General features: G+C 72.6%; 25 protein-coding genes and 2 pseudogenes. 11 read left to right on the top strand and 16 right to left on the bottom strand.

The annotated features are described in order from the left end of the window. Positions 1-8: 8 nt before the first annotated feature. A complete protein-coding gene (locus ACFY3C_RS16650; protein WP_386572756.1) occupies positions 9-989 on the bottom strand; it encodes an NAD(P)H-quinone oxidoreductase in 981 nt (326 codons plus the stop codon). Between the two features lie 151 nt (positions 990-1,140). Here ACFY3C_RS16650 and ACFY3C_RS16645 point away from each other — a divergent pair, with 151 nt between their 5' ends. Beyond that, positions 1,141-1,383, top strand: coding sequence for an SCO4226 family nickel-binding protein (locus tag ACFY3C_RS16645; protein ID WP_390771205.1), 243 nt, complete (start codon positions 1,141-1,143; stop codon positions 1,381-1,383). Positions 1,384-1,458: 75 nt separating this feature from the next. On the opposite strand, the gene ACFY3C_RS16640 is transcribed toward ACFY3C_RS16645, so the two are convergent. The 5 genes from ACFY3C_RS16640 to pdhA are packed head-to-tail and all read right to left on the bottom strand — an operon-like array spanning position 1,459 to position 7,207. Next, complete coding sequence (locus ACFY3C_RS16640) at positions 1,459-2,811, bottom strand: molybdopterin molybdotransferase MoeA (protein ID WP_390771204.1); 1,353 nt, start codon at positions 2,809-2,811, stop codon at positions 1,459-1,461. Then, positions 2,808-3,698, bottom strand: coding sequence for an NTP transferase domain-containing protein (locus ACFY3C_RS16635; protein ID WP_390771203.1), 891 nt, complete (start codon positions 3,696-3,698; stop codon positions 2,808-2,810). Before ACFY3C_RS16635 ends, ACFY3C_RS16640 begins: the two co-directional genes overlap by 4 nt. 46 nt (positions 3,699-3,744) lie before the next feature. Then, positions 3,745-5,061 carry a dihydrolipoamide acetyltransferase family protein gene (locus tag ACFY3C_RS16630; protein ID WP_390771202.1) on the bottom strand — a complete coding sequence of 439 codons (1,317 nt, stop codon included), beginning with the start codon at positions 5,059-5,061 and terminating at the stop codon, positions 3,745-3,747. Beyond that, on the bottom strand, positions 5,061-6,065 hold the full coding sequence (locus ACFY3C_RS16625; RefSeq protein ID WP_145879093.1) for an alpha-ketoacid dehydrogenase subunit beta: 1,005 nt from the start codon (positions 6,063-6,065) through the stop codon (positions 5,061-5,063). The genes ACFY3C_RS16630 and ACFY3C_RS16625 overlap by 1 nt, the downstream gene beginning before the upstream one ends. Continuing rightward, positions 6,062-7,207 carry a pyruvate dehydrogenase (acetyl-transferring) E1 component subunit alpha gene (gene pdhA / locus ACFY3C_RS16620; RefSeq protein ID WP_386572752.1) on the bottom strand — a complete coding sequence of 382 codons (1,146 nt, stop codon included), beginning with the start codon at positions 7,205-7,207 and terminating at the stop codon, positions 6,062-6,064. Before pdhA ends, ACFY3C_RS16625 begins: the two co-directional genes overlap by 4 nt. Before the next feature lie 175 nt (positions 7,208-7,382). Between pdhA and ACFY3C_RS16615 the strand changes: the two genes are divergently transcribed. Continuing rightward, positions 7,383-7,877: an Lrp/AsnC family transcriptional regulator gene (locus ACFY3C_RS16615; protein WP_386572751.1), complete on the top strand. Its 495-nt coding sequence runs from the start codon at positions 7,383-7,385 to the stop codon at positions 7,875-7,877. 2 nt (positions 7,878-7,879) lie between these two features. On the opposite strand, the gene ACFY3C_RS16610 is transcribed toward ACFY3C_RS16615, so the two are convergent. After that, positions 7,880-8,467 (bottom strand): TetR/AcrR family transcriptional regulator, encoded by a 588-nt coding sequence (locus ACFY3C_RS16610; RefSeq protein WP_386572750.1) that lies wholly within the window; start codon positions 8,465-8,467, stop codon positions 7,880-7,882. Further along, a complete protein-coding gene (locus ACFY3C_RS16605; RefSeq protein WP_386572749.1) occupies positions 8,464-9,978 on the bottom strand; it encodes a 3-hydroxyacyl-CoA dehydrogenase in 1,515 nt (504 codons plus the stop codon). The genes ACFY3C_RS16610 and ACFY3C_RS16605 overlap by 4 nt, the downstream gene beginning before the upstream one ends. A gap of 268 nt (positions 9,979-10,246) precedes the next feature. On the opposite strand from ACFY3C_RS16605, the gene paaN reads away from it, so the two are divergent. Then, the gene (gene paaN / locus ACFY3C_RS16600) at positions 10,247-11,938 is read left to right on the top strand and encodes a phenylacetic acid degradation protein PaaN (protein ID WP_390771201.1); all 1,692 of its coding nucleotides are present in this window, start codon (positions 10,247-10,249) and stop codon (positions 11,936-11,938) included. On the opposite strand, the gene ACFY3C_RS16595 is transcribed toward paaN, so the two are convergent. Genes ACFY3C_RS16595 through ACFY3C_RS16585 form a run of 3 tightly spaced genes read right to left on the bottom strand, consistent with a single transcriptional unit; the run spans position 11,935 to position 14,719 of the window. Continuing rightward, on the bottom strand, positions 11,935-12,690 hold the full coding sequence (locus tag ACFY3C_RS16595) for a TrmH family RNA methyltransferase (RefSeq protein ID WP_390771200.1): 756 nt from the start codon (positions 12,688-12,690) through the stop codon (positions 11,935-11,937). The two genes, paaN and ACFY3C_RS16595, sit on opposite strands and share 4 nt — an antisense overlap. After that, positions 12,687-13,916: an HTTM domain-containing protein gene (locus ACFY3C_RS16590; protein WP_390771199.1), complete on the bottom strand. Its 1,230-nt coding sequence runs from the start codon at positions 13,914-13,916 to the stop codon at positions 12,687-12,689. Before ACFY3C_RS16590 ends, ACFY3C_RS16595 begins: the two co-directional genes overlap by 4 nt. Next, positions 13,913-14,719: a DUF5819 family protein gene (locus tag ACFY3C_RS16585; protein WP_390771198.1), complete on the bottom strand. Its 807-nt coding sequence runs from the start codon at positions 14,717-14,719 to the stop codon at positions 13,913-13,915. The genes ACFY3C_RS16590 and ACFY3C_RS16585 overlap by 4 nt, the downstream gene beginning before the upstream one ends. A 308-nt stretch (positions 14,720-15,027) precedes the next feature. On the opposite strand from ACFY3C_RS16585, the gene paaA reads away from it, so the two are divergent. The 6 genes from paaA (at position 15,028) to ACFY3C_RS16555 (ending at position 19,879) form a co-directional block, all read left to right on the top strand. Beyond that, on the top strand, positions 15,028-16,029 hold the full coding sequence (paaA, locus tag ACFY3C_RS16580) for a 1,2-phenylacetyl-CoA epoxidase subunit PaaA (protein WP_389179189.1): 1,002 nt from the start codon (positions 15,028-15,030) through the stop codon (positions 16,027-16,029). Then, a complete protein-coding gene (paaB, locus tag ACFY3C_RS16575; RefSeq protein ID WP_094218582.1) occupies positions 16,026-16,313 on the top strand; it encodes a 1,2-phenylacetyl-CoA epoxidase subunit PaaB in 288 nt (95 codons plus the stop codon). The genes paaA and paaB overlap by 4 nt, the downstream gene beginning before the upstream one ends. Continuing rightward, complete coding sequence (gene paaC, locus ACFY3C_RS16570; RefSeq protein ID WP_389179185.1) at positions 16,310-17,029, top strand: 1,2-phenylacetyl-CoA epoxidase subunit PaaC; 720 nt, start codon at positions 16,310-16,312, stop codon at positions 17,027-17,029. The genes paaB and paaC overlap by 4 nt, the downstream gene beginning before the upstream one ends. After that, entirely contained in the window at positions 17,023-17,550 is a 528-nt protein-coding gene (gene paaD, locus ACFY3C_RS16565) for a 1,2-phenylacetyl-CoA epoxidase subunit PaaD (RefSeq protein WP_386572742.1), read from the top strand. Before paaC ends, paaD begins: the two co-directional genes overlap by 7 nt. After that, entirely contained in the window at positions 17,550-18,614 is a 1,065-nt protein-coding gene (locus ACFY3C_RS16560) for a 2Fe-2S iron-sulfur cluster-binding protein (RefSeq protein WP_390771197.1), read from the top strand. The genes paaD and ACFY3C_RS16560 overlap by 1 nt, the downstream gene beginning before the upstream one ends. Positions 18,615-18,745: 131 nt before the next feature. Continuing rightward, positions 18,746-19,879: an acyl-CoA dehydrogenase family protein gene (locus tag ACFY3C_RS16555; RefSeq protein WP_386572740.1), complete on the top strand. Its 1,134-nt coding sequence runs from the start codon at positions 18,746-18,748 to the stop codon at positions 19,877-19,879. Between the two features lie 18 nt (positions 19,880-19,897). Here ACFY3C_RS16555 and ACFY3C_RS16550 read toward each other — a convergent pair whose 3' ends face one another. The 5 genes and pseudogenes from ACFY3C_RS16550 to ACFY3C_RS16530 form a co-directional block, all read right to left on the bottom strand. After that, a complete protein-coding gene (locus ACFY3C_RS16550; RefSeq protein ID WP_386573120.1) occupies positions 19,898-20,227 on the bottom strand; it encodes a rhodanese-like domain-containing protein in 330 nt (109 codons plus the stop codon). Positions 20,228-20,276: 49 nt separating this feature from the next. Beyond that, complete coding sequence (locus ACFY3C_RS16545; RefSeq protein WP_389179173.1) at positions 20,277-21,089, bottom strand: hypothetical protein; 813 nt, start codon at positions 21,087-21,089, stop codon at positions 20,277-20,279. Positions 21,090-21,138: 49 nt separating this feature from the next. After that, the gene (locus ACFY3C_RS16540) at positions 21,139-21,615 is read right to left on the bottom strand and encodes a hypothetical protein (RefSeq protein ID WP_386572737.1); all 477 of its coding nucleotides are present in this window, start codon (positions 21,613-21,615) and stop codon (positions 21,139-21,141) included. Positions 21,616-21,655: 40 nt separating this feature from the next. Further along, the gene (locus ACFY3C_RS16535) at positions 21,656-23,023 is read right to left on the bottom strand and encodes a DUF2252 domain-containing protein (protein WP_390771455.1); all 1,368 of its coding nucleotides are present in this window, start codon (positions 23,021-23,023) and stop codon (positions 21,656-21,658) included. Positions 23,024-23,438: 415 nt separating this feature from the next. Then, positions 23,439-23,720, bottom strand: a pseudogene (locus tag ACFY3C_RS16530) (RidA family protein); the annotation flags it as partial. A gap of 28 nt (positions 23,721-23,748) precedes the next feature. Between ACFY3C_RS16530 and ACFY3C_RS16525 the strand changes: the two are divergent. Continuing rightward, a pseudogene (locus tag ACFY3C_RS16525) lies at positions 23,749-24,344 on the top strand (potassium transporter TrkA); the annotation flags it as partial. Between the two features lie 328 nt (positions 24,345-24,672). Next, positions 24,673-25,539: a potassium channel family protein gene (locus ACFY3C_RS16520; protein WP_386572736.1), complete on the top strand. Its 867-nt coding sequence runs from the start codon at positions 24,673-24,675 to the stop codon at positions 25,537-25,539. The last annotated feature ends 55 nt before the right edge of the window (positions 25,540-25,594 follow it).

Genomic DNA, 25,594 nt, shown 5'->3' with positions numbered 1-25,594 from the left:
ACGGCCGGCTACGGCGCCACCAGCAGCACCTTGCCGACGTGCCCGCTCGCCTCCACCACCCGGTGTGCCTCGGCCGCCTCCGGCATCGGCAGCTCGCGGTCGACGACCGGGCGGATCTGGCCCGCGTCGAGCAGGGGCCACACATGCTCGCGTACGGCGGCCACGATGGCGGCCTTCTCGCTCAGCGGCCGGGCCCGCAGCGAGGTCGCGCTGATGGCGGCCCGCTTGTTCAGCAGGGCGGCGATGTTCAGCTCACCCTTGATCCCGCCCTGCATGCCGATGATCGCGAGCCGCCCGTTCACGGCGAGGGCCTGGACGTTGCGGTCCAGGTACTTCGCGCCCATGTTGTCGAGGATGACATCGGCGCCCGCACCGTCCGTGGCCTGCCCGATCTCGGCGACGAAGTCCTGCTCGCGGTAGTTGATCAGCACGTCCGCGCCCAGCTCGGCGCAGTGCTCCAGCTTCTCCTTCGTCCCGGCGGTCACCGCGACCTTGGCGCCGACGGCCTTGGCCAGCTGGATCGCCATCGTGCCGATACCGCTGGAGCCGCCGTGCACCAGCAGGGTCTCGCCCGGGCGCAGATGGGCGATCATGAAGACGTTGGACCAGACGGTGCAGACCACCTCGGGCAGCGCGGCGGCCCGCTTCAGGTCCACGCCGCGGGGCACGGGCAGCAGCTGCCCGGCCGGGACGACGACCTTCTCGGCGTAGCCGCCGCCCGAGAGCAGCGCGCACACCTCGTCGCCGACGGCCCAGCCGGAGACCCCGGGGCCGAGCGCGGCGATCCTGCCGGAGCACTCCAGGCCCGGGTAGAGGGACGCGCCGGGCGGCGGGTTGTAGAAGCCCTGCCGCTGCAGGATGTCGGCACGGTTGACGGCGCTGGCCGCCACCTCGACCAGCACCTCCCCCGCGCCGGGCACCGGATCGGGCACCTCGTCCCACACCAGCGCCTCGGGACCACCAGGTTCGGGAATCGTGATCGCATGCATGCGCGCGACGCTACTCCCCGCCGGTGTCCTCTTCCGGGCAGGCCCGCTCAGTCGCGGCCGGCGTCATCTGTGGCCGCGGAGGCCTCGCGAGCGCAGCATGGAAGGAGAGCCGCGAGCGGCACTCCGAGGAGCGGAAGGAGGTGCGGTGGACATGACGCGGTTCATGGATGTCCACCACGGGATGCAGGGCATCACAGTCGACCAGCTGCGCGAGGGCGCACTGGCGGTCGAGAAGGAAGAAGGGGTGCACTTCGAGCACGCCTGGGCGGACCCCGAGTCCGGCACGGTCTACTGCCTCACCGAGGGCCCCTCGGCCGAAGCGGTCCAGCGCGCCCACGAACGCGGCGGCGCCAGCAAGCCCGACGAGATTCACGCGGTGCCGCTGACCATGTGAGTCACCGTCCGAGTCACGAACATGCCCCCACCTCGCGGAGAGACCGTAGGCGGGGGGCTTGACAGCCCGGACGTTTCACGTGAAACACACCCCGATTCCGGCCGCCGCCCACGGCAGGTCCAGCAGCTCCGCCTCCTCGCCCTGCCGGGCCCCGCCCGGCGGTACGACGGCCAGCGCGTCTGCGGCGGCGATCCCGCGCAGCATGGCCGGGCCGTTGTAGTGCAGCGGTACGGCACGGTCGCCGCGCAGCACCACGGGGACGAGCCGGGTGTCGTGCGGATGTCCCTGCACCGCCTCGCTGAGCGACAGCGTGTACGGCTCCGGGGCGGGGCGGGCGCCGAGAGTGCGCAGCAGAGGCTCGGCGAGCGTGAGCAGGCCGGAGACGGCCGCGAGGGGGTTGCCGGGCAGGCCGACCAGGTGCTGGTTCTCCTTGGTGCGGGCCAGCAGCATGGGGTGGCCGGGGCGCACCTTGACGCCGTCGACGAGGAATTCGGCGCCGATGCGTTCCAGGCTGGGGTGGACATGGTCGACGGGTCCCGCCGCGGTGCCGCCGGTGGTGACGATCAGGTCGGCGCCGGAGGCGGTGAGCGCCTTGTGGAGGGCCTTGGCGTCATCGCCCAGTCGGCGTACGGCGGTCACCTCGGCGCCCATCGCACGCAGCCAGGGCGGCAGCATGGGGCCGAGCGCGTCCCGGATCAGCCCGTCGTGCGGGAGTCCTTCGGCGAGCAACTCGTCGCCGAGGACGAGAACTTCGACACGAGGGCGGGGGACGGCGGTGACGGTGTCGTACCCGGCGGCCGCCGCGAGGCCCAGCACGGCCGGGGTGACGAGGGTGCCGATGGGAAGCAACTGGTCACCGCTGCGGCACTCCTGGCCGCGCGGGCGGATGTCCTGGCCGTGGCTGACCTCCCGGGTGCCGTGGAGGCGGCCCTGGGCGTCGGTGCGGCCGTGTTCGGTGCGCAGGACGGCGGTGGTGTCGGCCGGGATGCGGGCACCGGTCGCGATGCGGACCGCCTCGCCGTCGGTCAGCGGCTCGGGCTGTGCGTGTCCGGCGAGCACGCCCTCGTCCCGGATCTCCCAGGGGCCGGGTCCGGCGACCGCCCAGCCGTCCATCGCCGAGGTGTCGAACGAGGGCAGGTCGGTGAGCGCGTCGAGGGGGGCGGCGAGGACCAGGCCGAGGGCGTCGGCGAGGGAGACGGAGACGGGGGTGCGGCGGCCGCCCGAGCGGGCGGCGCGGGCGGCGATCTCGCGGGCGCGGGGCCAGGGGGTGGCCTTGTGCCGCTCGTGCCGGTGCCGGTCCCCGGTGGAAGAGGGCGCGGGTCCGCTGCTGTCGTCCTTGGGCTCCCTCACGAGGGCCAGTGCCTCCTCGACGTCGAGGTCGTCGCTGTCCTCGGCGGGCGCTTGGGCCCGGATGCCGGGGGCGGTCATCCGGCGTCCGGGGCGGACGCGCCCCCGCTGTTCTCTTCCTCCCAGCGCAGCGCCAGGGCGACGGCCTTGCGGGCGGCCTCGGCGACGGCTTCGGGGCCGCCGCCGCCCAGGGCGGCGGCGTAGCCGACGAGGAAGGTGGTCAGGGGCGCGGCGGGCCGGGCCACACCGTGAGCGGCGTCACGGGCCAGGTCGAGCAGGACGCCGGTGTCGACGTCCAGGTCGATGCCCAGCTCGTCCTTGACTGCGGAAATCCATTCATCCAACACGTGCCCATGCTCCCTGATGCGTGCCCTGGCGTTGACGAGGTCGTCCCAGGTGTCGCAGTCGAAGGACGCGAGCGGGTCCGGGACGCGGGTGAGTTCGAGGGCGCCGGTCAGCCGGCGCAGGGGCAGTCCGGTCAGGCCGTCGTGGCCGGCCGCGAGGGCGGCCAGTTCGCGGCGCAGGGCGGCGGTGCGGTAGGCGGCCACGAGCGGCTGGTCGCGGCCGTCGGCGTCGGTGAGCAGCGCGCCGTCGGCGCCCGTGTCCCGCAGGGCGGTCAACAGCCGCTCCAGCGTGGCCGCTTCGAGGAATGGCAGATCGGCGGAGAGGACGACGGCGTGCTCGGCGGTGCTGAGCCGCAGGCCGGCCTCCAGCGCGGCGACCGGTCCGGCGCCGGGTGGGTCCTCGCGCGCCCAGCGCACCGGGCGGGCGGTGGGCCGGGGGGCGGCGACGACGACGGTCGTGGCCGCGCCGGCGCAGGCCGCAAGCACCCGGTCGAGCAGGGCGCGCCCGCCGACCCGCAGCCCGGGCTTGTCGGCCCCGCCGAGCCGCCGGGCGGCGCCGCCGGCCAGCACGACGGCGTCGTACGGCGGGGCGGTCCCGGGGGCGGCGGGAGCGTTGTCGGTCACCCCCCGAGTATGTCCTGCCTTCTCCTCCTTCAGGCCTTCGCCTGCGTCACAGCATGCGCAGCAGCACCGCCGGGTGTTCCACGCAGTCCGCCACGTACCGCAGGAAGCCGCCTGCCGTGCCGCCGTCGCACACCCGGTGGTCGAAGGTGAGCGAGAGCTGGACGACCTGGCGCACGGCCAGCTCGCCCTCGTGCACCCAGGGCTTGGGGATGATGCGGCCGACGCCGAGCATGGCGGCCTCGGGGTGGTTGATGATCGGCGTGGAGCCGTCGACACCGAAGACCCCGTAGTTGTTCAACGTGAAGGTCCCGCCGGTGAGTTCCCCCGGGGTCAGTTTCCCGGCCCGGGCGGACTCGGTGAGCCGGGCGAACTCCGCGGTCAGCGACTCGGCGTCGCGTGCGTGGGCGTCCCGGACTACCGGCACGACCAGCCCGCGCTCGGTCTGCGCGGCGAACCCGAGGTGCACCTGGTCGAGCTGGACGACCTCGCGGGCGCCGGTGTCGACGTAGGAGTTCAGCTCGGGGAAGCGGGCGAGGGCGGCGGTGGTGATGCGGGCGAGCAGTGCGAGGAGGGAGATCTTCGGTCCTCCGGCCGCGTTCATCGCGGCCCGCGCGCGCATGAGTTCCGTCGCGTCGGCGTCGACCCAGCAGGTCGCGTCGGGAATCTCCCGGCGGCTGCGGGACAGTTTGTCGGCGACGGCACCGCGGACGCCCTTGAGGGGGATGCGGATGCCGTTGCGGATGGGGGACAGGGGGGCGGCCGGTTCCGCCGCCGCGGAGGCGGGGGCGGGGGTTGCCCTGGCCCGCAGGACGCCCTCGACGTCGGCCCGCAGGATCAGCCCGTCGGGGCCCGAACCGGACAGCTGTCGCAGGTCGATGTCGTTGTCCCGGGCGAGCCGGCGCACCAGCGGGGAGATCACGGGGACGGGGCCCTCGGCGAGCACGGGTGCCGCCGCGGGTGCGGGGGCGGGCGGTGCCAGAGCGGGCCCCTTCGCCGTCCCGTTGGCAGGCGACGTCGCTCGCACCCTCCGGCGCCGCGCCGGCGCCTCGGAGGTGCCGTAGCCGACCAGGACGTTGCCCGATCCCTCGGTGTCCCCGCCGGTGGCCTGGGAAGTCTGGGGGCCGACCGCCACCGTCAGCAGGGGGGCGCCGACGGGCAGTTCCGTGCCCTCCTCGCCGAAGCGGGCGGTGACCACGCCGCCGTAGGGGCAGGGGACCTCGACCATCGCCTTGGCCGTCTCGACCTCCACGACCGGCTGGTCGACGGCGACGACGTCACCGACCTGCACCAGCCAGCGGACGATCTCCGCCTCGGTGAGGCCCTCGCCGAGGTCGGGGAGCTTGAACTCCAGCACCTGTGCCATCAGCCCTCGGCCTCCCACTGCAGGCGCGCCACGGCGTCCAGGATGCGGTCGACGCCGGGCAGGTGGTGCCGCTCCAGCATCGGCGGCGGGTAGGGGATGTCGAAGCCGGCCACGCGCAGCACCGGCGCCTCCAGGTGGTGGAAGCAGCGCTCGGTGATGCGGGCCGCGATCTCGCCGCCCGGGCCGCCGAACCCGGTCGACTCGTGCACGACCACCGCGCGCCCGGTGCGGCGGACGGCGGCGCAGACCGTCTCGTCGTCGAACGGCACCAGGGAGCGCAGGTCGACCACTTCCAGGTCCCAGCCCTCCGCCCGGGCGGCCTCGGCGGCCTCCAGGCAGACCGGCACGGACGGGCCGTAGGTGATGAGCGTGGCGCTGCTGCCCGGGCGGCGTACCACCGCGCGCCCGATGGGCTCGACGTCCGTGGGGTGCTCGGGGTTCCAGGAGTCCTTCGACCAGTACAGCCGCTTGGGCTCCAGGAAGACGACCGGGTCGTCGGAGGCGATGGCCTGGCGCAGCAGCCCGTAGGCGTCGGCGACGGTCGCGGGCGTGACGACGTGCAGGCCCGGGGTGGCCATGTAGTAGGCCTCGGAGGAGTCGCTGTGGTGCTCGACGCCGCCGATGCCGCCGCCGTAGGGGACGCGGACGGTGATCGGCAGGGGCATCCTGCCGCGGGTGCGGTTGCGCATCCGGGAGACATGGCTGATCAGCTGCTCGAACGCCGGGTAGGCGAAGGCGTCGAACTGCATCTCCACGACCGGGCGCAGCCCGTACATGGCCATGCCGACGGCGGTGCCGAGGATGCCCGCCTCGGCGAGCGGGGTGTCGGTGCAGCGGTCCTCGCCGAACTCCTTGGCGAGCCCGTCGGTGACCCGGAAGACACCGCCGAGGGTGCCGACGTCCTCGCCCATGACGTGCACGGTGGGGTCGGCGGCCATCGCGTCGCGCATCGCGCGCGTGAGGGCCTGCGCCATGGTGGCGGGCTTGACGGCGACGGTGGTCATCGGTGGTCGCCTTCCTGGTCGTTCTGCTCCGCCTCCAGCTCGGCGCGCAACAGGGCGCGCTGCTCGCGCAGTTGCGCGGTGGTCTCGGCGTAGACGTGGTCGAAGAGGTCCATGGGGTTGAGTTCGGGGTCCTGGTTCATGCGTTCACGCAGGTCCGCTGCCATCTCCTCGGCGTCCTGCCGGGCGGCCTCGCGGCCGGCGTCGTCGAGCAGGCCGCGCTCGGTCAGCTCGTGTTCCAGCAGCTGGATCGGGTCGTGTGCGCGCCAGGCCTCGACCTCGGAGTCGCCGCGGTAGCGGGTGGCGTCGTCGGCGTTGGTGTGGGCCTCGATGCGGTACGTCACCGCCTCGACCAGGGTCGGGCCGCCGCCCGCGCGAGCGTGCCGTACGGCGTCGCTGAGGACCTCGTGCACGGCGGCCGCGTCGTTGCCGTCGACCAGCCGGCCCGGCATGCCGTAGCCGACGGCCTTGTGGGCCAGGGAGGGCGCGGCGGTCTGCTTGGCGAGCGGGACGGAGATGGCGAAGCCGTTGTTCTGCACCAGGAAGACCACCGGTGCCTGCCAGACGGCGGCGAAGTTCAGCGCCTCGTGGAAGTCGCCCTCGCTGGTGCCGCCGTCGCCGACCATGGCGAGCGCGACCACGTCGTCGCCCTTGAGGCGGGCGGCGTGGGCGAGGCCGACCGCGTGCGGGAGCTGGGTGGCCAGCGGGGTGCTGAGCGGCGCCACACGGTGCGCGTACGGGTCGTAGCCGGTGTGCCAGTCGCCGCGCAGCAGGGTGAGGGCCTCCACGGGGTCCACGCCGCGGGCGATGGCGGCGAGGGTGTCGCGGTAGCTGGGAAACAGCCAGTCGCGCTCCTCGAGAGCCAGGGCGGCGGCGACCTCGCAGGCCTCCTGGCCGGTGCTGGACGGATAGACGGCGAGACGGCCCTGCTTGGTGAGCGCGGTGGCCTGGGCGTTGTACCGGCGGCCGCGCACCAGCTGTGCGTACAGCCGGCGCAGCAGGTCCGGGTCGGCCTTGGCCGCCGCCTCGGTGCCGAGGACGCGGTAGGGCTCGGCGTCGGGCAGCAGCGGCGCGGGGTCCATACGGGGCTGCCAGGCGGGCGGCGGCGAAGGCCGGTACGCGCCTCGCTGCTCCATGACCGTCATGACGGCACCTCCTCGTGGGAGCGGCTACGGGAGGCGTGTCGGCTGTGACCCGCCTCACCTACCGATTGTTCGGTCGACGGCACATTTTGGCTACAGGCCCCGTCAGGCTGTGGACAAACGGTTCTCCACAACCTGCAATGAATGCAGGACGTCCACAGCGATGAAGCGGGGGGACATGGCAGCTGAACAAATGGCCGATGGACCGCAGGACGGCGTCCTGCCGTCACCGCGTCCGCTGGACGCCATAGACCAGGACATCCTGAAGATCCTGCAGTCGGACGGCCGCGCCTCGATACGGTCCGTCGCCGAGCGTGTACACGTCTCCCGCGCCAACGCCTACGCGCGCATCAACCGTCTCGTCGAGGACGGCGTGATCAGAGGGTTCAGCGCCCGCGTCGACCACGAGCGGGCAGGGCACGGCACATCGGCGTACGTCACGCTGAAGATCGTCCAGAACACCTGGCGCACGGTTCGCGAGCAGCTCAGGCAGCTGCCCGGCGCCTCCCACATCGCTCTGGTGGGCGGTGACTTCGACGTCCTGCTCCTGGTGCACACGCCCGACAACAGGGCGCTGCGCGAGCTGGTGCTCACCCGGCTCCAGGCGATCCCCGAGGTGCTCAGCACCCGCACCCTGCTGGTGTTCGAGGAGGAGGACCTGGAGCCGACCTGAGATCAGCTCTGCCGCAGGCCCGAGAAGACCAGCAGGACCACCGCGTCGGCCACCTCGCGGCCGCTGGCGCCGCGGGTGTCGGGCCGGTACCACTCCACGACGGAGTTGATCATTCCGAAGACCAGCCGGGTGGCCAGCCGCACCTCCACGTCGCCGCGTACGTCACCGTCGGCGGCGGCGGCCTTCAGCAGCTCGGCGACCCGGTGGTCGAAGTCGCGGCGCCGCTCCAGCGCCCAGCGTTCGGTCTCGGTGTTGCCGCGCACGCGCAGCAGCAGCGTGACGTAGGGCAGCTCGGATATCAGCACCTCGACCATGCGCCGCACGACGTGCTCCAGACGCTCCACGGGGCGCCCCACGCGCGCGTGCTCCTCGTCGAGGATCCCGAACAGGCCCTCCAGAGCCCGGCTGACGGCCCGGCGCAGCAGCTCCTCCTTGCCGCTGACGTGGTGGTAGATGGACGACTTGGAGATACCGGCCGCCTTGGACAGGTGCTCCATGGAGGTGCCGTCGTAGCCGCGCTCGTTGAAGACCTGGACGGCGACGGAGAGCAGCGTCTCGGGGGTGTACGTGTCGCGCTTGGCGGTCGTCATGAGGTGCCCTCCCGCTTGTCGGTGGCGTACGCGTGTCGGTAGAGCGCGAGGGACGGCGCGTACCGGCCGGAGGGGTCGCGCAGGTGCAGGTCGTCCAGCAGGTCGTAGGCCCAGCCGCGGCCGAGCCGGCGGCTCCACTCGAAGGGGCCGAGCGGGTAGTTGACGCCGAGGCGCATCGCGGTGTCGATGTCCTCCTCGGTGGCGACGCCCTTGGCGACGGCGTCGTGCGCGAGGTCCACGATCCGGGCGACGGTGCGGGCGACGATCATGCCGGGGACGTCGCCGATGACGCTCACCTCCTTGCCTAGCGCCTGGAAGAGGCCGATCGCCTCGGCGAGGGTCTGTGGCGCGGTGTCCTGGGAGGAGGACAGGGCGATGCGGGTGGCCCTGCGGTAGTCGAGGGCGAGGTCGAAGTAGACGACGTCGCGGAACTCCACGGAGGTCTGGCCGTCGGCGAGGGCCAGCTGGCCGCCGCTCGGCAGCACCAGCCGGGTGCCGTTGTCCTCGCCCTCCTCGCGGACCTCGATGCCCGCCTCACGGACCAGCGTGAGCAGTTCGGCCGCCGGGCCCAGGCCGCCCTCGGCGACGACGTACGCGGGCGGCCGCTCCTTGTCGGCCGTGTGCGGCTCGGGCCGCTCGGCGTCCTCGGCGTAGTCGTACCAGCCGTGCCCGCTCTTGCGGCCGAGCCGCCCGGACTCGACCAGCCGCCGTTGGGCCAGCGAGGGCGTGAAGCGGACGTCCTGGAAGAAGGACTGCCACACCGAGTGGGTGACGGACTCGTTGACGTCCTGCCCGATCAGGTCGGTCAGCTCGAACGCGCCCATCCGGAAGCCGCCCGACTCGCGCAGGACCGCGTCGATGGTGGCCGGGTCGGCGCCCTGGGCCTCGTACACGGCGAAGGCCTCGGCGTAGAAGGGTCGGGCGATCCGGTTGACGATGAAGCCGGGGGTGTCCGCGCAGGCCACCGGGGTCTTGCCCCAGGCGCGGGCGGTCTCGTACGCGCGCGTGGCCGACGTGACGTCGGTGGCGAACCCGGAGACGACCTCGACCAGCGGCAGCAGCGGGGCCGGGTTGAAGAAGTGCAGGCCCACGAAGCGGCCGGGGTTGACGAGCGCGCCGCCGATGGCCGTCACCGACAGGGACGAGGTGTTGGTGGCGAGCAGGCAGTCGTCGGCGACGACGTCCTCCAGCTCGCGCAGGAGCTTCTGCTTGACGTCCAGCCGCTCCAGGACGGCCTCGACGACCAGCGTGCAGTCGGACAGCTCGGCGAGGCTGTCCGCGGGCGTGAGCCGGGCACGGGCCGCGTCCCGCTCGGCGGCGGTGAGCCGGTCCTTCGCCACGAGCCGGTCGAGCCGGGCGCCGATCGCTTCGGCCGCCTCCTGAGCCCGCCCGGGCACGGCGTCGTAGAGCTTCACCGGGTGGCCGGCGGCCAGCGCGACCTGGGCGATTCCCTGACCCATGGTGCCGGTGCCGACGACGGCCACAGGCCTGCTGAGGTCGAGTGCTGTCATGTGCGCGATCCTCCCGCACGACGTTGTCCACAGATGCGGCAGGCCCCCTTGTACCGACCGATCGTTCGGTTACTCTAGCTCTGACCGCCCACCCGTCGCCCACCACCACCCTGAACGAGGCGCATCGCGCCACACCTCCAGATCCGCCCGTCGCGCACCCTCACCCCGAACGAAGCGCTTCGCGCCACACCTCCAGATTTTCCCGCCTCTGATTCCGCCCAGGTCATGAACTCGACGATGAGTTCTCCAGACGAGGAGTTGGTCCCGCATGGCCGCCGAACTGACCGCGCACGAGTTGATCGCGAAGCACCGGCCCACTCTCGACCAGGCCCTGGAAGCGATCCGCACGCGTGCGTACTGGTCCCCGCATCCCGAGCATCCGAAGGCTTACGGCGAGCACGGCAGCCTGGACGCGGCCGCGGGCAAGGCCGCCTTCGACGCCCTCCTCGGCACCCGCATCGACCTCGGCCAGCCCGGCACCGACGACTGGGTCGGCGGTGAGGTCTCGCCGTACGGCATCGAGCTGGGCGTCACCTACCCGCACGCGGACGTCGACGTGCTGCTGCCCGCGATGAAGGCCGGCCAGCGGGCCTGGCGGGACGCGGGCGCGGAGACCCGTGCCGTGGTCTGTCTGGAGATCCTGAAGCGGATCAGCGACCGGACGCACGAGTTCGCGCACGCGGTCATGCACACCAGTGGACAGGCCTTCATGATGGCGTTCCAGGCGGGCGGCCCGCACGCCCAGGACCGCGGTCTGGAAGCGGTGGCGTACGCGTACGTGGAGCAGGTCCGCACGCCCGAGACGGCCGAGTGGACCAAGCCGCAGGGCAAGCGCGACCCGCTGGCGCTGACCAAGCAGTTCACGCCGGTCCCGCGCGGCATCGGCCTGGTCATCGGCTGCAACACCTTCCCGACCTGGAACGGCTACCCGGGCCTGTTCGCCTCCCTGGCGACCGGCAACGCGGTCCTGGTCAAGCCCCACCCGCGTGCGGTGCTGCCGCTCGCGCTGACCGTGCAGGTCGCCCGGCAGGTGCTCACCGAGGCGGGCTTCGACCCGAACCTGGTCGCGCTCGCCGCCGAGCACCCCGGCGAGGGCATCGCCAAGACGCTGGCCACCCGCCCCGAGATCCGGATCATCGACTACACCGGCTCGACGTCCTTCGGCGACTGGCTGGAGGACAACGCCCGCCAGGCGCAGGTCTACACGGAGAAGGCCGGCGTCAACACGGTCGTCATGGAGTCGACCGACAACTACAAGGGCATGCTGTCCAACCTGGCCTTCTCGCTGTCCCTGTACAGCGGCCAGATGTGCACCACCCCGCAGAACCTGCTCATCCCGCGCGACGGCATCCGCACCGACGAGGGCCCCAAGACCTTCGACGAGGTGACCACCGACCTCGCCCGCGCGGTCGACGGCCTGCTCGGCGACGACGCCCGCGCGAACGCCCTGCTGGGCGCGATCGTCAACCCGGACGTCAAGGCCCGTCTGGAGGCGGCGGCCGGCCTCGGTGAGGTCGCCCTGGCCTCGCGCGAGATCAGCAACCCGGAGTTCCCGGGCGCCGTCGTCCGCACCCCGGTGATCGTCAAGCTGGACGGCGCCAAGCCGGACGACGAGGCCGCCTACATGAGCGAGTGCTTCGGCCCCGTCTCCTTCGCCGTCGCGGTCGACTCGGCGGCCGACGCGGTCGAGCTGCTGCGCCGCACGGTCCGCGACAAGGGCGCCATGACCGTCGGCGCCTACACCACCGACCAGGACGTCACGCAGGCCGTCGAGGAGGTCTGCCTGGAGGAGGCCGCCCAGCTGTCCCTCAACCTGATCGGCGGGGTGTACGTGAACCAGACGGCCGCCTTCTCCGACTTCCACGGCTCGGGCGGCAACCCGGCGGCGAACGCGGCCCTCACCGACGGCGCGTTCGTGGCCAACCGCTTCCGGGTGGTGGAGGTCCGCCGGGAGGCCTAGGAAGCCGTGGGTGCGCCCCCGGTGGCACTCCAGTGGTACAGCGTCATGGCCACGCTGGTGGCCAGGTTGTAACTGGAGACCTGGGGGCGCATCGGCAGTGCCAGCAGGTGGTCGGCACGCGCGCGCAGCTCGGCCGACAGACCGCTGCGCTCCGACCCGAAGGCGAGCACGGCGTCGTCCGGCAGCTTGGTGCCCCGGATGTCGTCGCCCTCGGGGTCGAGGGCGAACAGCGGCCCGGCGGGCAGCTCCTTGGCCTCGAGCCGCTCCACGGCGGTCGCGAAGTGCAGCCCCGCTCCGCCGCGCACCACGGTGGGGTGCCAGGGGTCGAGGGTGCCCGTGGTGACCACCCCGGTCGCACCGAAACCGGCGGCCAGCCGGATCACGGCCCCGGCGTTGCCGAGGTTGCGCGGGTTGTCGAGGACCACGATCGGCGCGGTGCGGGGCATGTGGGCGAGCGCCCGCAGATTGGCCTCGCGGGGCGGCCGTACGGCCAGGGCGGCCACGCCCGTCGGATGGGGCCGCGTCACGAGCGAGGCGTACGTCTCCTGCGGCACCTCCGTCAGGAGCGCGTCCAACGCGTCCCTGACGTCCCCGGCCAGTTCCCCGGCGAGAGCGAGCGCCGCCCGCCGGTCGGTGGTGACCGCGACGGGCACCTCCGCGCCGAAGCGCAGCGCGTGCTTGAGGGCGTGGAAGCCGTCGAGCAGCACGGCGCCGCCGGCGCGCTCGCGCCACTGGGTCACCGGGTCGGTCATGCCGTGAACCCTACGCGTCCCGGCGTGCTGTCCTCCGAGGTGCGCTGCGCCGGCAGCGTAGGCTCGCCGCCCTCGCCGCCCTCGCCGCGGCGTCCCAGCCGTCCCCATGCGCGTGCCGCCCAGCCGCCGAGGAGCAGCAGGAAGGAGGTCGGCAGGAAGACCGCGTCCGCGGTGATCATCGCCAGCGAGAAGAACGGCAGGCCGAGGACGACCGCGATCACGGCGTGCTCGGTCATCATCACCACCAGCAGGACGTTCTTGACCCGCCGGTTGAACAGCGTGAACGGGAAGGCGACCTGCACCATGACCGTCCCGTAGGCCGCAATCATCATGATCGTGCCGCTGGAGGACATCAGGTCGGCAAGACCCGGCCAGGGCGAGAAGTAGTCCAGGTGGAGCGGGTAGTAGACGGCGGTGCCGTCCTGCCAGCGCGAGCCCTGGATCTTGTACCAGCCGGCGGTGGCGTAGATCAGGCAGGCCTCCGCCATGATCACGACCAGGGCACCGTTGTGCAGGATGTTGGCGATCACGTCCAGCAGGATCCGCGGCTCCTGCGACCTCGCCCGGCGCTGTATCGCCCACCACAGACCGAGGCCCACCCAGGCCGTCCACAGCAGCGCGGGCACCAGCCAGCCGCTGTCGAACCGGCCGGCCAGCGTCACACCCCCGAGCGCGAGCCCGAGGACCGCCCACAGCACGGCTCCCACGCGGTCGGGGCGGGGCTGCTCCCCACGGGCGCGTGCCGCCTCGTTGCGGGCCGCCCGGCGCGCGTCCAGCGACCACACCTGGCCGCAGCGCGTGAACACCAGGTAGATGGACATCAGGTGCAGGACGTTGTCGCCGCCGTCACCGACGAAGACGCTGCGGTTCTGCAGCGACAGCACACCGACCATGAACAGCACGGAGGCGGTCCGGGTGCGCCAGCCCAGCAGCAGGGCCGCACTGGCGAGGATCGTCAGCAGGTAGAAGGTCTCGAACCAGGCCTGTCCGTCGGACCACATCAGGGCCGTGAAGGCGTGGTTGTCGGAGATCAGCTGCTGGGCGAGGTCCCAGCCCCAGGGACCGTCGGGACCGTACAGCTCCTGGCGGTGGGGGAACTCGCGCAGCAGGAACAGCAGCCAGGTCGCGGCGAAGCCGATGCGGATGACGGCGCTCTGGTACGGGCCGAGCGCCGACTCGGTGACGCGGGCGATGCACCGCGAGAGCGTCAGGGACAGACGGTTCACCGCACACCTCCGGCGGCCTCGTCGGAGGGCACCGTCCACCACGGCAGCAGCCGGTACACGGGCTTGTCGGAGATCTTCTCGCGGCTCCACTTCGGCGGCTGCACATTCGTGGTGCTGGAGCGGACCTGCACGCGCTGGATGACGCCCTCCCTGCTGATCGGGTCGGTCCGGTGCATGCGCATGACCACGATCCGGCGCACGTACTGCTGGGAGAGCGCGCCGCGCATGCCCACGGGCTGGTTGTCGGTGCCGTGCGTGGCGACGAAGAAGTCCCAGCCGCGGCGCAGCTCGTTCTGCTGGGTGTGGCTGGGCACCAGGCTGCCGTCGATGGCGGCGCCGTCCTGGGCGGAGAGGTCGGTCCAGCCGGTGGTGCGCAGGCTGCCGTCCTTCATCCGCACCTCGGCACGCACCTGGACGGCGATGTTCTGCTGCAGCGGGTTCGGGGCGAACAGCTTCCAGTTCTGCTCGAACTCCGGGTACACCCACTCCTCTATCGCCTTGCCGTGCTGCTTGGTCACCGTGTTCGCCGGCGCGAGGCTCAGGAACACCATGCCCAGATGCACACAGGCGGCGACGGCCACGATCGCGAGCGCCACCGCCGCGCCGACCTGGTAGCGGGGGGAGAGGGCGGCGACGCCGGTGCGGGGTGCCGGGGGCAGAGAGCCGGGAGCCGGGGAGCCGTCGGGGTCGCCGGAAGCCTGCAGGGCGGGATCCTCCTGGCGTTCGGGGTCCGGTGGGCGACGCGCCCCGGTCGACCCGTCGGGCCCGCGCAGGGCCTGCGAGTCCTCGTCGTACGCGTCCATTCCGCCCCGTCCCCCGCTTCCGTTCGGCCGTCCCGGCGCCACCACAGGCGCCGCGCTCTTCCCGAGCGCCACTCCGTAGCACTCGCACGGAACGGTACTCAGCACCGGCCGTTCGGCGCAGCCCCGGGTACGAGCCGGCTCAGTGGCTCTCGCCACGCCGTGCCGTCCACCCACGGTTATCCACAGGTGGCACGGGAGGTTTTCCACAGCGGTTGACACCCGCAGCGGCCCGGCACACCATTGATTGCGCACGGACCGAACGATCGGTCGGGACATGTTCCAGGAAAGCCCGAGGTCAGGGGGAACGCATGGCCACAGCAGCCGCGCACCGCACGGACGCGGACGGCGCACGGACCACCGCCGGCGACACGGCGGAGTACGAGCGCGCCTTCGATGCGGCCGTGGCCGCCGACGAACGCATCGAGCCCCGCGACTGGATGCCCGAGGCCTACCGCGCGACCCTGGTCCGGCAGATCGCCCAGCACGCGCACTCCGAGATCATCGGCATGCAGCCGGAGGCCAACTGGATCACCCGCGCGCCCAGCCTGCGCCGCAAGGCGATCCTGATGGCCAAGGTCCAGGACGAGGCCGGCCACGGCCTGTACCTGTACAGCGCGGCCGAGACCCTCGGCACCAGCCGTGAGGAGCTGCTCGACAAGCTGCACAGCGGCCGCCAGAAGTACTCCTCGATCTTCAACTACCCCACCCTGACCTGGGCCGACGTCGGCGCGATCGGCTGGCTGGTGGACGGCGCCGCGATCACCAACCAGGTCCCCCTGTGCCGCTGCTCCTACGGCCCGTACGCGCGCGCCATGGTGCGGATCTGCAAGGAGGAGTCCTTCCACCAGCGCCAGGGGTACGAGCTGCTGCTGGCCCTGAGCAAGGGCACCGAGGAGCAGCACGCGATGGCGCAGGACGCGGTGGACCGCTGGTGGTGGCCCTCGCTGATGATGTTCGGCCCGCCCGACGACGAGTCGCAGCACTCCGCGCAGTCCATGGAGTGGAAGATCAAGCGCCACTCGAACGACGAGCTGCGCCAGCGCTTCGTCGACATCTGTGTCCCCCAGGCCGAATCCCTGGGCCTGACCCTCCCCGACCCGGACCTGCGGTGGAACGAGGAGCGGGGGCACCACGACTTCGGCGCGATCGACTGGACGGAGTTCTGGGAGGTCCTCAAGGGCAACGGCCCCTGCAACGAGCAGCGGATCACCCAGCGCAGAAACGCCCACGACGAGGGCGCATGGGTAAGGGAAGCAGCCGCGGCCTACGCGGCCAAGCACACCGGTGAGACGGGAGCGAAGCAGGCATGACCAACACCGACTGGCCCCTGTGGGAGGTCTTCGTGCGCTCCAGGCGCGGCCTCTCCCACACCCACGCCGGCAGCCTGCACGCACCGGACGCGGAGCTGGCCCTGCGCAACGCCCGCGACCTGTACACCCGGCGCGGCGAGGGCGTCTCGATCTGGGTCGTCCCGGCCGCCGCCATCACCGCGTCCTCGCCCGACGAGAAGGACCCGTTCTTCGAGCCGGCCGCCGACAAGCCCTACCGGCACCCGACCTTCTACGAGATCCCGGAAGGGGTGAAGCACCTGTGACCGCGACCGTCACCACGACCGCCGCCCTCGCCCTCGGCGACGACGCCCTGGTGCTCTCCCACCGCCTGGGGGAGTGGGCCGGGCACGCCCCGGTCCTGGAGGAGGAGGTCGCCCTCGCCAACATCGCCCTCGACCTGCTCGGCCAGGCCCGCGTACTGCTCTCGATGGCCGGCGACGAGGACGAGCTGGCCTACCTGCGCGAGGAGCGTTCCTTCCGCAACCTCCAGCTCGTCGAGCAGCCGGGCGGCGACTTCGCGCACACCATCGCCCGCCAGCTGTACTTCTCCACCTACCAGCAGCTGCTCTACACCGAACTGGCCGGGGCCGACGGCCCCTTCGCACCGCTGGCCGCGAAGGCCGTCAAGGAGGTCGCCTACCACCGCGACCACGCCGAGCTGTGGACGCTGCGGCTCGGCGACGGCACCGAGTCGAGCCGGGAGCGGATGCAGCGGGCCTGCGAGGCGCTGTGGCGGTTCACCGGGGAGATGTTCCAGCCGGTGGAGGGCCTGGACGCCGACTGGGCGGGCATGGAGGCCCAGTGGCTCCGGTCCGTGACGGACGTCCTCGGCCGGGCCACCCTGACCGTCCCCGAGGGGCCGCGCACCGGCGCGTGGTCGGCGGGCGCCGGCCGCCAGGGCCTGCACACCGAGCCGTTCGGGCGGATGCTCGCCGAGATGCAGCACCTGCACCGTAGCCACCCGGGGGCGTCATGGTGATCGCCACCGCCCTGGAGGCGGAGCTGCTGGAGCTGGCCGGCTCGGTGCCCGACCCCGAACTGCCCGTGCTCACGCTCCACGAGCTGGGCGTGGTGCGCGCGGTGCACATCAGCGGCCCGGACGCGGTCGAGGTCGACCTGACCCCGACCTACACCGGCTGTCCCGCCGTCGAGGCGATGAGCGTGGACATCGAGCGGGTGCTGCACGCCCACGGCGTGCTCAAAGTCAACGTCCGCACGGTGCTCACCCCCGCCTGGTCGACCGACGACATCACGCCCGAAGGCCGCCGCAAACTCCAGGAGTTCGGCATCGCTCCCCCGCGCGTGCGCCACGACTCCGGACCGGTGGCGCTGACCCTGGGCGCGACCCGCACCCTCACCGAGGACACCGACCCGGTGTGCTGCCCGCACTGCGGGTCCGCCAAGACCGAGCTGCTGAGCCGGTTCTCCTCCACCGCCTGCAAGGCGCTGCGCCGCTGCCTGTCCTGCCGTGAACCGTTCGACCACTTCAAGGAGCTGTGATGGCACGCTTCCACCCGCTCCCGGTGGCCGCGGTCGACCGGCTCACCGACGACTCCGTCGCCCTCACCCTCACCGTCCCGCCCGAGCTGCGCGAGGAGTACCGGCACGCACCGGGCCAGCACCTCGCCCTGCGGCGGCGCGAGGACGGCGTGGAGATACGGCGGACGTACTCGATCTGCTCCCCGGCCCCCGACCCGGCCGGCGAGGGCCCGGCCACGCTGCGGGTGGGGGTGCGGCTGGTCGAGGGCGGCGCGTTCTCGACGTACGCGCTGAAGGAGGTGAACGTCGGCGACGAGCTGGAGGTGATGACCCCGGCCGGACGCTTCACCCTCGAACCGGCACCGGGCCTGTACGCGGCGATCGTCGGCGGCAGCGGCATCACCCCCGTGCTGTCGATCGTCTCCACGCTGCTGGCACGTGAGCCCGAGGCCCGGTTCTGCCTGATACGCAGCGACCGTACGGCCGCGTCGACGATGTTCCTGGAGGAGGCCGCCGACCTGAAGGACCGCTACCCGGAGCGGCTGCAGCTGGTGACCGTGCTCTCCCGCGAGGAGCAGCAGGCGGGCCTGCCCTCCGGCCGGCTCGACCGGGAGCGGCTCACGGGGCTGCTGCCGGCGCTGTTGCCGGTGGACCAGGTGGCGGGATGGTTCCTGTGCGGGCCGTTCGGGCTGGTCGAGGGCGCGGAGAAGGCGCTGCGCGAGCTGGGCGTGGACCGGGCCCACATTCACGAGGAGATCTTCCACGTGGACGCGGGGGCGGCCCCGGCGGCCGGCGTGCCGGTGCCCGCGCACAGCACCGTCACCGCCCGGCTCGACGGACGCGGCGGCACCTGGCCGGTCCAGGACGGCGAGTCCCTGCTGGAGACGGTGCTGCGCAACCGCTCCGACGCGCCCTACGCCTGCAAGGGCGGGGTGTGCGGAACCTGCCGGGCCTTCCTGGTCTCGGGCGAGGTGCGCATGGACCGCAACTTCGCGCTGGAGGCGGAGGAGACGGACGCCGGCTATGTGCTGGCCTGCCAGTCGCATCCGCTCACGGAGAAGGTGGAACTGGACTTCGACCGCTGAGGCGTGCCTCGAAGGCGGCTCCCTCCCCGTTCCCTTCTTTTAGAACCTGTTCTATCTTGACGGCTCGTCAGGCGAATGCCGAATGCGTCGGACGAACCGTCAGTTGACCCGACCCGCCGGGAGGACAGGCCGTGGACTTCACCTTCAGCGAGGAGCAGTTGGCGGCGGCCGAGGCGGCGCGGGGGGTGTTCGCCGGGGTGGCGCCGGACGCGGTGCCCAGTCCGGCGCTCACCACCGGTGCCGTGGCTGAGGGCTTCGACCGGGCGCTGTGGTCCCGGCTGGCCGGCGCGGACCTGACCGGCCTGCTGCTGGACGAGCGGTACGGCGGGGCAGGGCTCGACGCGATCGCGCTGTGCCTGGTGCTGCGCGAGTCCGCCGGGGTGCTCGCCCGGGTGCCGCTGCTGGAGCACAGCGCGGCGGCCGCGGCCGTACAGGCCTACGGCGCGAAGGAGCTGGGAGAGCGGCTGCTGACCCGGGCGGGGCGCGGTGAGCTGGTGCTGACCGTCGCCGCGCACGGTCGTACCGGACACGACCCGGCGGGGCTCGCCGTCACCGCGCGGCGGGACGGGCCGGCCTGGGTGCTCGACGGGGTGCAGACGGCGGTGCCGTGGGCGTACGACGCGGACCTCGTCCTCGTGCCGGCGCACACCGACGCCGACCGGACGGTGCTCGCGGTGGTGCCGTGCGCGCAGGACGGGCTGGTGCTCGCGGAGCAGTTCTCCACCAGCGGGGAGCGGCTGGCCGAGCTGCGGCTGCGGTCCGTGCGGATCGGGGCGGGCGACCTGATCGAGGCCGACGGTGCCTGGGAGTGGCTGCACGCGCTGCTGGCCACCGGCACCTGTGCGCTGGCCCTCGGTCTGGGCGAGCGCGTACTGAGGATGACCGGGGAGTACACCGGCAAGCGGGAACAGTTCGGCCACCCGATCGCGACCTTCCAGGCAGTCGCCGTCCAGGCCGCCGACCGGTACATCGATCTGCGTGCCATGGAGGCCACCCTGTGGCAGGCGGCCTGGCGGATCGCCTCGGGCGCACCGGGAGCGCTGCCCGCCGCCGGAGACGTCGCCGTGGCGAAGATCTGGGCGGCGGAGGGCGTGCGCCGCGTGGTGCAGACGGCGCAGCACCTGCACGGCGGGTTCGGCGCGGACACCGACTACCCGCTGCACCGGTACCACGCCTGGGCCAAGCAGCTGGAGCTGGCGCTGGGCCCGGCCGCGGCGTACGAGGAGACGCTCGGGGACCTGCTGGCGGCCCACCCGCTCAGCTGACCCCGCCCGACGAGAAGGTCAGACGACCGCGCCGGGTGCCCCGGCGTCGGTGACCACCGGGCGGCCCGTGGCCTCCCAGACCTGCATGCCGCCGGCCACGTTCACGGCGTCGACGCCCTGCCGGCCCAGGTACATCGCGACCTGTGCGGAGCGGCCGCCGGAGCGGCAGATCACGTGGACGCGGCCGTCCTGCGGGGCGGCCTCGGTCAGCTCGCCGTACCGGGCGACGAACTCGCTCATGGGGATGTGCAGCGCCCCCGCGGCGTGGCCCGCCTCCCACTCCTCGTCCTCGCGGACGTCCAGCAGGAAGTCGTCGTCCTTGAGGTCCGCGACCTCGACCGTGGGCACAACAGCTCCGAAACTCATGTCCCCGACGCTACCCGACCGACGCCGGTGTTCATCCCTGCCCCTGCAGGCCCGCGAGCGTGGTCTCCCGCTGTTCGATGTCGGCGCGCAGGCGGGCGGCGATCTCTTCGAGGAGGGCGTCGGGGTCGTCGGGGGCCAGGCGCAGCATGCCGGCGATCGCGCCGTCCTCGAGTTCGCGGGCGATCAGCGTGAGCAGCTCCTTGCGCTGGGTGAGCCATTCCAGGCGGGCGTACAGCTCCTCGGCAGGGCTGGGGCGCCGCTCGGGCGGTACCGGGCCCGCCGCCCACTCCGCGGCCAGTTCGGCGAGGAGGGTCTCGTCGCCGCGGGCGTAGGCGGCGTTGACGCGGGTGATGAACTCCTCGCGCCGCTGCCGCTCCGCCTCCTCCTGGGCGAGGTCGGGGTGGGCCTTGCGGGCGAGGTCGCGGTAGAGCTTGCGGGCCTCCTCGCTGGGCCGTACCCGCTCGGGGGGCCGTACCGCCTGATCGGTGAGCATGGCGGCGGCCTCCGGGAACAGGCCGTTGCCGTCCATCCAGCCGTTCAGCAGTTCCTCGACGCCGGGGATGGGCAGCACATGTGCGCGGGCCTCCTCGGCCCGTCGGATGTCCTCGGGGTCGCCGGTGCGGGCGGCCTTCGCCTCGGCGATCAGCGCGTCCAGTTCCTCGATGCGGGTGTAGAGCGGGCCGAGGCGCTGTTCGTGCAGCCGGGAGAAGTTCTCGACCTCGACGCGGAACGTCTCCACGGCGATCTCGTACTCGATCAACGCCTGCTCGGCGGCCCGCACGGCCTGTTCCAGCCGTTCCTCGGGCCGCGGTGCCTGGGACTGCTCAGCTTCCGGGGTCGTCACCCGACCAGCGTAGGCCACGGCCGAAACCCGTCGCCCAAGACGCCCTGGCTCAGCCGGCCGGTGGCGCGTCCGGGCAGTCGGCCGGTACCCACTCGGCCTCCAGGTCCCGGCAGGCGACCACGAGCGTGCCGGGCCGGCAGGCCAGCTCGTGGGTGCAGCCGCCGGGGTGCGGCAGGATCTCGTCGAGGATCACGTCGCCGAGGGAGGCGGGGTCGCAGACGCCCAGGACGTCCGACTGGAAGCGGGAGACGCCTCTGTAGCGGACGAGAAGGTCCTCGTCGTGCTTGAAGCAGTTGTGCCGGAAGCGGATCTCGACGTCCCCGTCGCCGCTGCGGCGCACCCGCTCGGGCCGGAGGTCCTTCACACAGCGCTTGCCGCCGAAGTCGTAGTGCCCGGGGTCGGTGGCGAACGCGCGGGCGCCCGGCGGCAGTTCGGCCGCCAGGGCGGGCAGCCGGTCGAGGTAGGGCCGGGGGTCGATGAACCCCGGGTACCCGTCCTCGCCGTCGGTCAGCTCGACGTATCTCACCTCACCACCACCTCGGCCCTCGCCTTCCCCGTCCCCGCCGTCACACGCCCATCTCGGCCGCGATCCGCCCGGACCGCACCGCCGCCACCAGTTCGGCGTGGTCCGCCTCGGTGCGGTCGGCGTAGGCGACGGCGAAGTCGGCCATCGCCTCGTCCAGTTCCTCGTTCTTGCCGCAGTAGCCGGCGATCAGGCGCGGGTCGGCGCTGTGGGCGTGGGCGCGGGCCAGCAGGGCGCCGGTCATCCGGCCGTAGTCGTCGACCTGGTCGGCGGCGAGCGCGGCCGGGTCGACGCTGCCCTTGCGGTTGCGGAACTGGCGCACCTGGTAGGGCCGCCCGTCGACCGTCGTCCAGCCGAGCAGGATGTCGCTGACCACCTGCATCCGCTTCTGGCCGAGGACCACCCGGCGTCCCTCGTGCTCCACCGGCGCCGCCGCGAAGCCTGCCGTGGCCAGGTGCGGGACCAGCGCGGACGGGCGGGCCTCCTTCACCTGGAGCACCAGCGGCTGCCCACGGTGGTCCAGCAGGAGCACCACGTAGGACCGGGTGCCCACGCTGCCGGTGCCGACGACCCGGAAGGCGACGTCGTGCACCGCGTGCCGGGCCAGCAGGGGCAGCCGGTCCTCGGAGAGCGTCGCCACGTACGGCTCCAGGGCCGCGGCCACCGCGGCCGCCTCGGCGTCCGGGATCCGGCGCAGCACCGGGGGCGCGTCGACGAAGCGGCGTCCGCCGTCGGCCACTTCCTCGGTCGACTTCGCCGCGAACCGGCCGCTGGTGTTTGCCCGTGCCTTCTCGGAGACCCGCTCCAGGGTGCCGAGCAGGTCGTGGGCGTCGGCGTGGGAGACCAGTTCCTCGTCCGCGATGGCGTTCCAGGCGTCCAGCGCCGACAGCCTGGCCAGCAGCCGCATGGTGCGCCGGTAGGCGCCGGCCGCGTCGCCTGCCGCCTTGCGGCAGGTGTCCTCGTCGGCACCCGCCTCGCGGCCGGCCAGCACCAGCGAGGCGGCGAGCCGCTTCAGGTCCCATTCCCAGGGGCCGTGCACGGTCTCGTCGAAGTCGTTGAGGTCGATGACCAGGCCGCCGCGGGCGTCGCCGTACAGGCCGAAGTTGGCCGCGTGCGCGTCGCCGCATATCTGGGCGCCGATCCTGGTCATGGGGGTGCGCGCCAGGTCGTGAGCCATGAGTCCGGCCGAGCCGCGCAGGAAGGCGAACGGCGTGGCCGCCATCCGGCCCACCCGTATCGGGGTCAGCTCGGGGATGCGGCCGGCGTTGGACTCCTCGACCGCGGTGACCGCGTCCGGGCGGGCGCCGTCCAGGTCGAGGGTGCGGTGTGCGCTGCGCGGCACGCTCTCCCGCAGCGCCTTGCCCTCCTCCTTGGGCGAGCCCTGGGGCGGCCATGCGGCGAACCCGCGCATCCGGGGCAACCGGGGTGCCGCCGCCTGCCTGGCCGATTCCGCCGCTCCCGCACCGCTCTCGGTCACCGCGACCGCCTCCCCCGAAGACACCGCACGCGTGCTCGCACGCGGATCAGCTCGAACATCAACTCGTCCAGACGGTACAACCGGTGGCCGAAACGCGTCACACCCTGTGGACAACTCGGCGCCTGTGGAGAACCCCATAACCCCCGGCACCCGCCGTGGACGAGGCGTACCCAGCAGGCGGCCAAGGGCGGCGCCAGCGTCAGGCATCCGCCCGGCAGTCCGGCCCAGTGCCCAGGTGGTCAGCCTGAGAGCACTCCGGTGGCGAGCAGGCCGAGCAGCGCCGCGCCGACGACTTCAAACAACTCATGAATAAAGCCAGTTCATGCAGCCCCGGGCGAAGAGGGCCTGGTCAGTCGACGACTGCGGTGGCTTCGATCTCGACCAGGTGCTCGGGTACGTCCAGCGCCGCAACGCCCAGCAAGGTGGCGGGGAGTGCCGGGGTGACGCCCAGTTTCGCGACCGCCCGGGTGACCCCTTCCATGAGCAGGGTCATCTTGTCAGGGGTCCAGTCGACGACGTAGACGGTCAGTTTCGACACTTTGTCGAGGGAGGCACCGACCTCGGCCAGGGCGGTGCCGATGTTGAGGTAGCACCGCTCGACCTGAGCGGCGAAGTCACCCTCGCCGACCGACGTCGGGCCGAAATCTGGCACGGGACACGTGATCGTCTGCGGTGACGGCGCGCTGGCCGAGCGGCCGGCCGCCGAGCTCACCACGGTGTACGGGGAGCGGGTCACCCTTGTCGTGCCGCCCGAGCACCGGAACGGTTGCGCCACCCCACGAGTGCGCGCCGCAGCGCTGGTGAGCCGGGTGTAGGCAGCCGTGTCCCGTGGGGAGTCCTCACCGACGGACGAGACCCCACCGCCCGTCGGCTCAACCCGCGGCTTCGTCTGGTCATCCGCCTCTACAACCGCAGGCTGGGCCAGCACCTGGAGGAACTCCTGGACCAAGCCGCCGCGCTCGCAGTGTCCGGTCCGGCCCCCGAAGCCCTGGACACCTCCACCACGGTCCTGTCGGACGCGGACGCGGACACGGCGGCGCCCGCGTCCGCGCTCGCGGCCGCCGCCGTCGCCGTCGCCGTCGCGGGCACGATCAAGGTCGTCCAGACCGACGGGCTGCTGCTGCGCGCCGTGGAGCGCGCACCACCGGGTCACGGCCAAGTCGCCGTCGCGGGCATGTGCACATTGGCCCTGCTGTCGTCGACCACCAACGATCCCGCAGGAGCGGAGGGTTCGGACGCCGACGGGCGGGTCGGCGCCAAGGCCGCCGCGTGCAGGAGCTGGTGGCGGACCAGGACACCGGTCAAGCGGCTGCCTCGGTGCCTTTACGGTCCGACGTGCGGTGGTTGCTCTCATCGGGTCCCCGTCGCGAGTGCACACGGGCTCTTTCGAAATCTACGCCGTGCCAGGGATTGCCACGGCCATCGCCATTTCACCGAAGGGTGCGCCGGCTCGGCCGTGTGTCCGCTGGCTGACGGCGCCGACGTGCCAACTCCGGCCCGATCGGCTGGGGCGTGGCGAATGGTCGTCTCCGGGTGGGGATCGCCGCATGCTGGACCCGAGGCGGGTGAGCCCGGGAGGTCCCATGGAATGGCTGGTCACACTGATCGGCGCGGCGGTGGTGCTGATCATCCTGCGGGACGTGTTCCACACCCTGTGGCACCCCACCCGGCACGGGGGTCTGAGCAGGGTCGTCATGTCGCTGTTGTGGCGGCTGTCCACCCGGGGCCGCGAGAGCAGCAGGACCGCCGGGCTGGCCGGGCCTGTCGGCATGGTGACCGTGGTGGCCACGTGGGCCTGCGCCGTGGCCGTGGGCTGGGCCCTGGTGTACTGGCCGCACATGCCGGAAGCGTTCTCCTACTCCCCTACGTTGAAGGCGTCCGAGCACTCGGGACCGGTGGACGCCCTGTATCTCTCACTGGTGACCGTCGCCACGCTCGGCCTCGGCGACATCGCACCCTCCGCCGACTGGCTGCGCATCGTCGCACCGTTGGAGGCGCTGGTCGGCTTCGCGTTGTTGACCGCCACCGTCTCCTGGATCCTCGGCATCTATCCGGCTCTGGCCCGGCGACGGGCGCTGGCACTGCGCATCTCCCAGCTGCGCCGCGCCGGTCCGACTGCCGGGCAACCGGCCTCCGACGTGGGGGCCGCCGCCCTCGGCCAACTCGCTGCCGACATCGCACGCACCTGTGTGGACTTCCTCCAGTACCCCGAGTCCTACTACTTCCACGACGGACCCGGCGACATCTCGCTGGCCCTCACCCTCGGCTACGTCGCCGACCTCGCCGAGCGGACGAGGCGAACAGAGCGCCTGGACGCCCGGAGCGCCGCCGCCGTGCTCGCCACCGCACTCGATGACCTCGCAACTGTGCTCGACGAGCGCTTCCTGCACACCGGGGGCACACGGCAGCAGGTCCTGGCCGCCTACGCCCGCGACCACGGAAGCCCCTGAGCAAGCCTGGGACGACGAGTCGCTCCGAGGCTGACATGCGTCGATGCCGGCCGTT

Origin of the sequence: Streptomyces sp. NPDC001410 (assembly GCF_042895235.1) — a bacterium.
Classification (GTDB): Bacteria; Actinomycetota; Actinomycetes; order Streptomycetales; family Streptomycetaceae; genus Streptomyces.
Note: the sequence above shows the minus strand (reverse complement) of the source record. Positions and strands in the feature narration are given on the sequence as shown.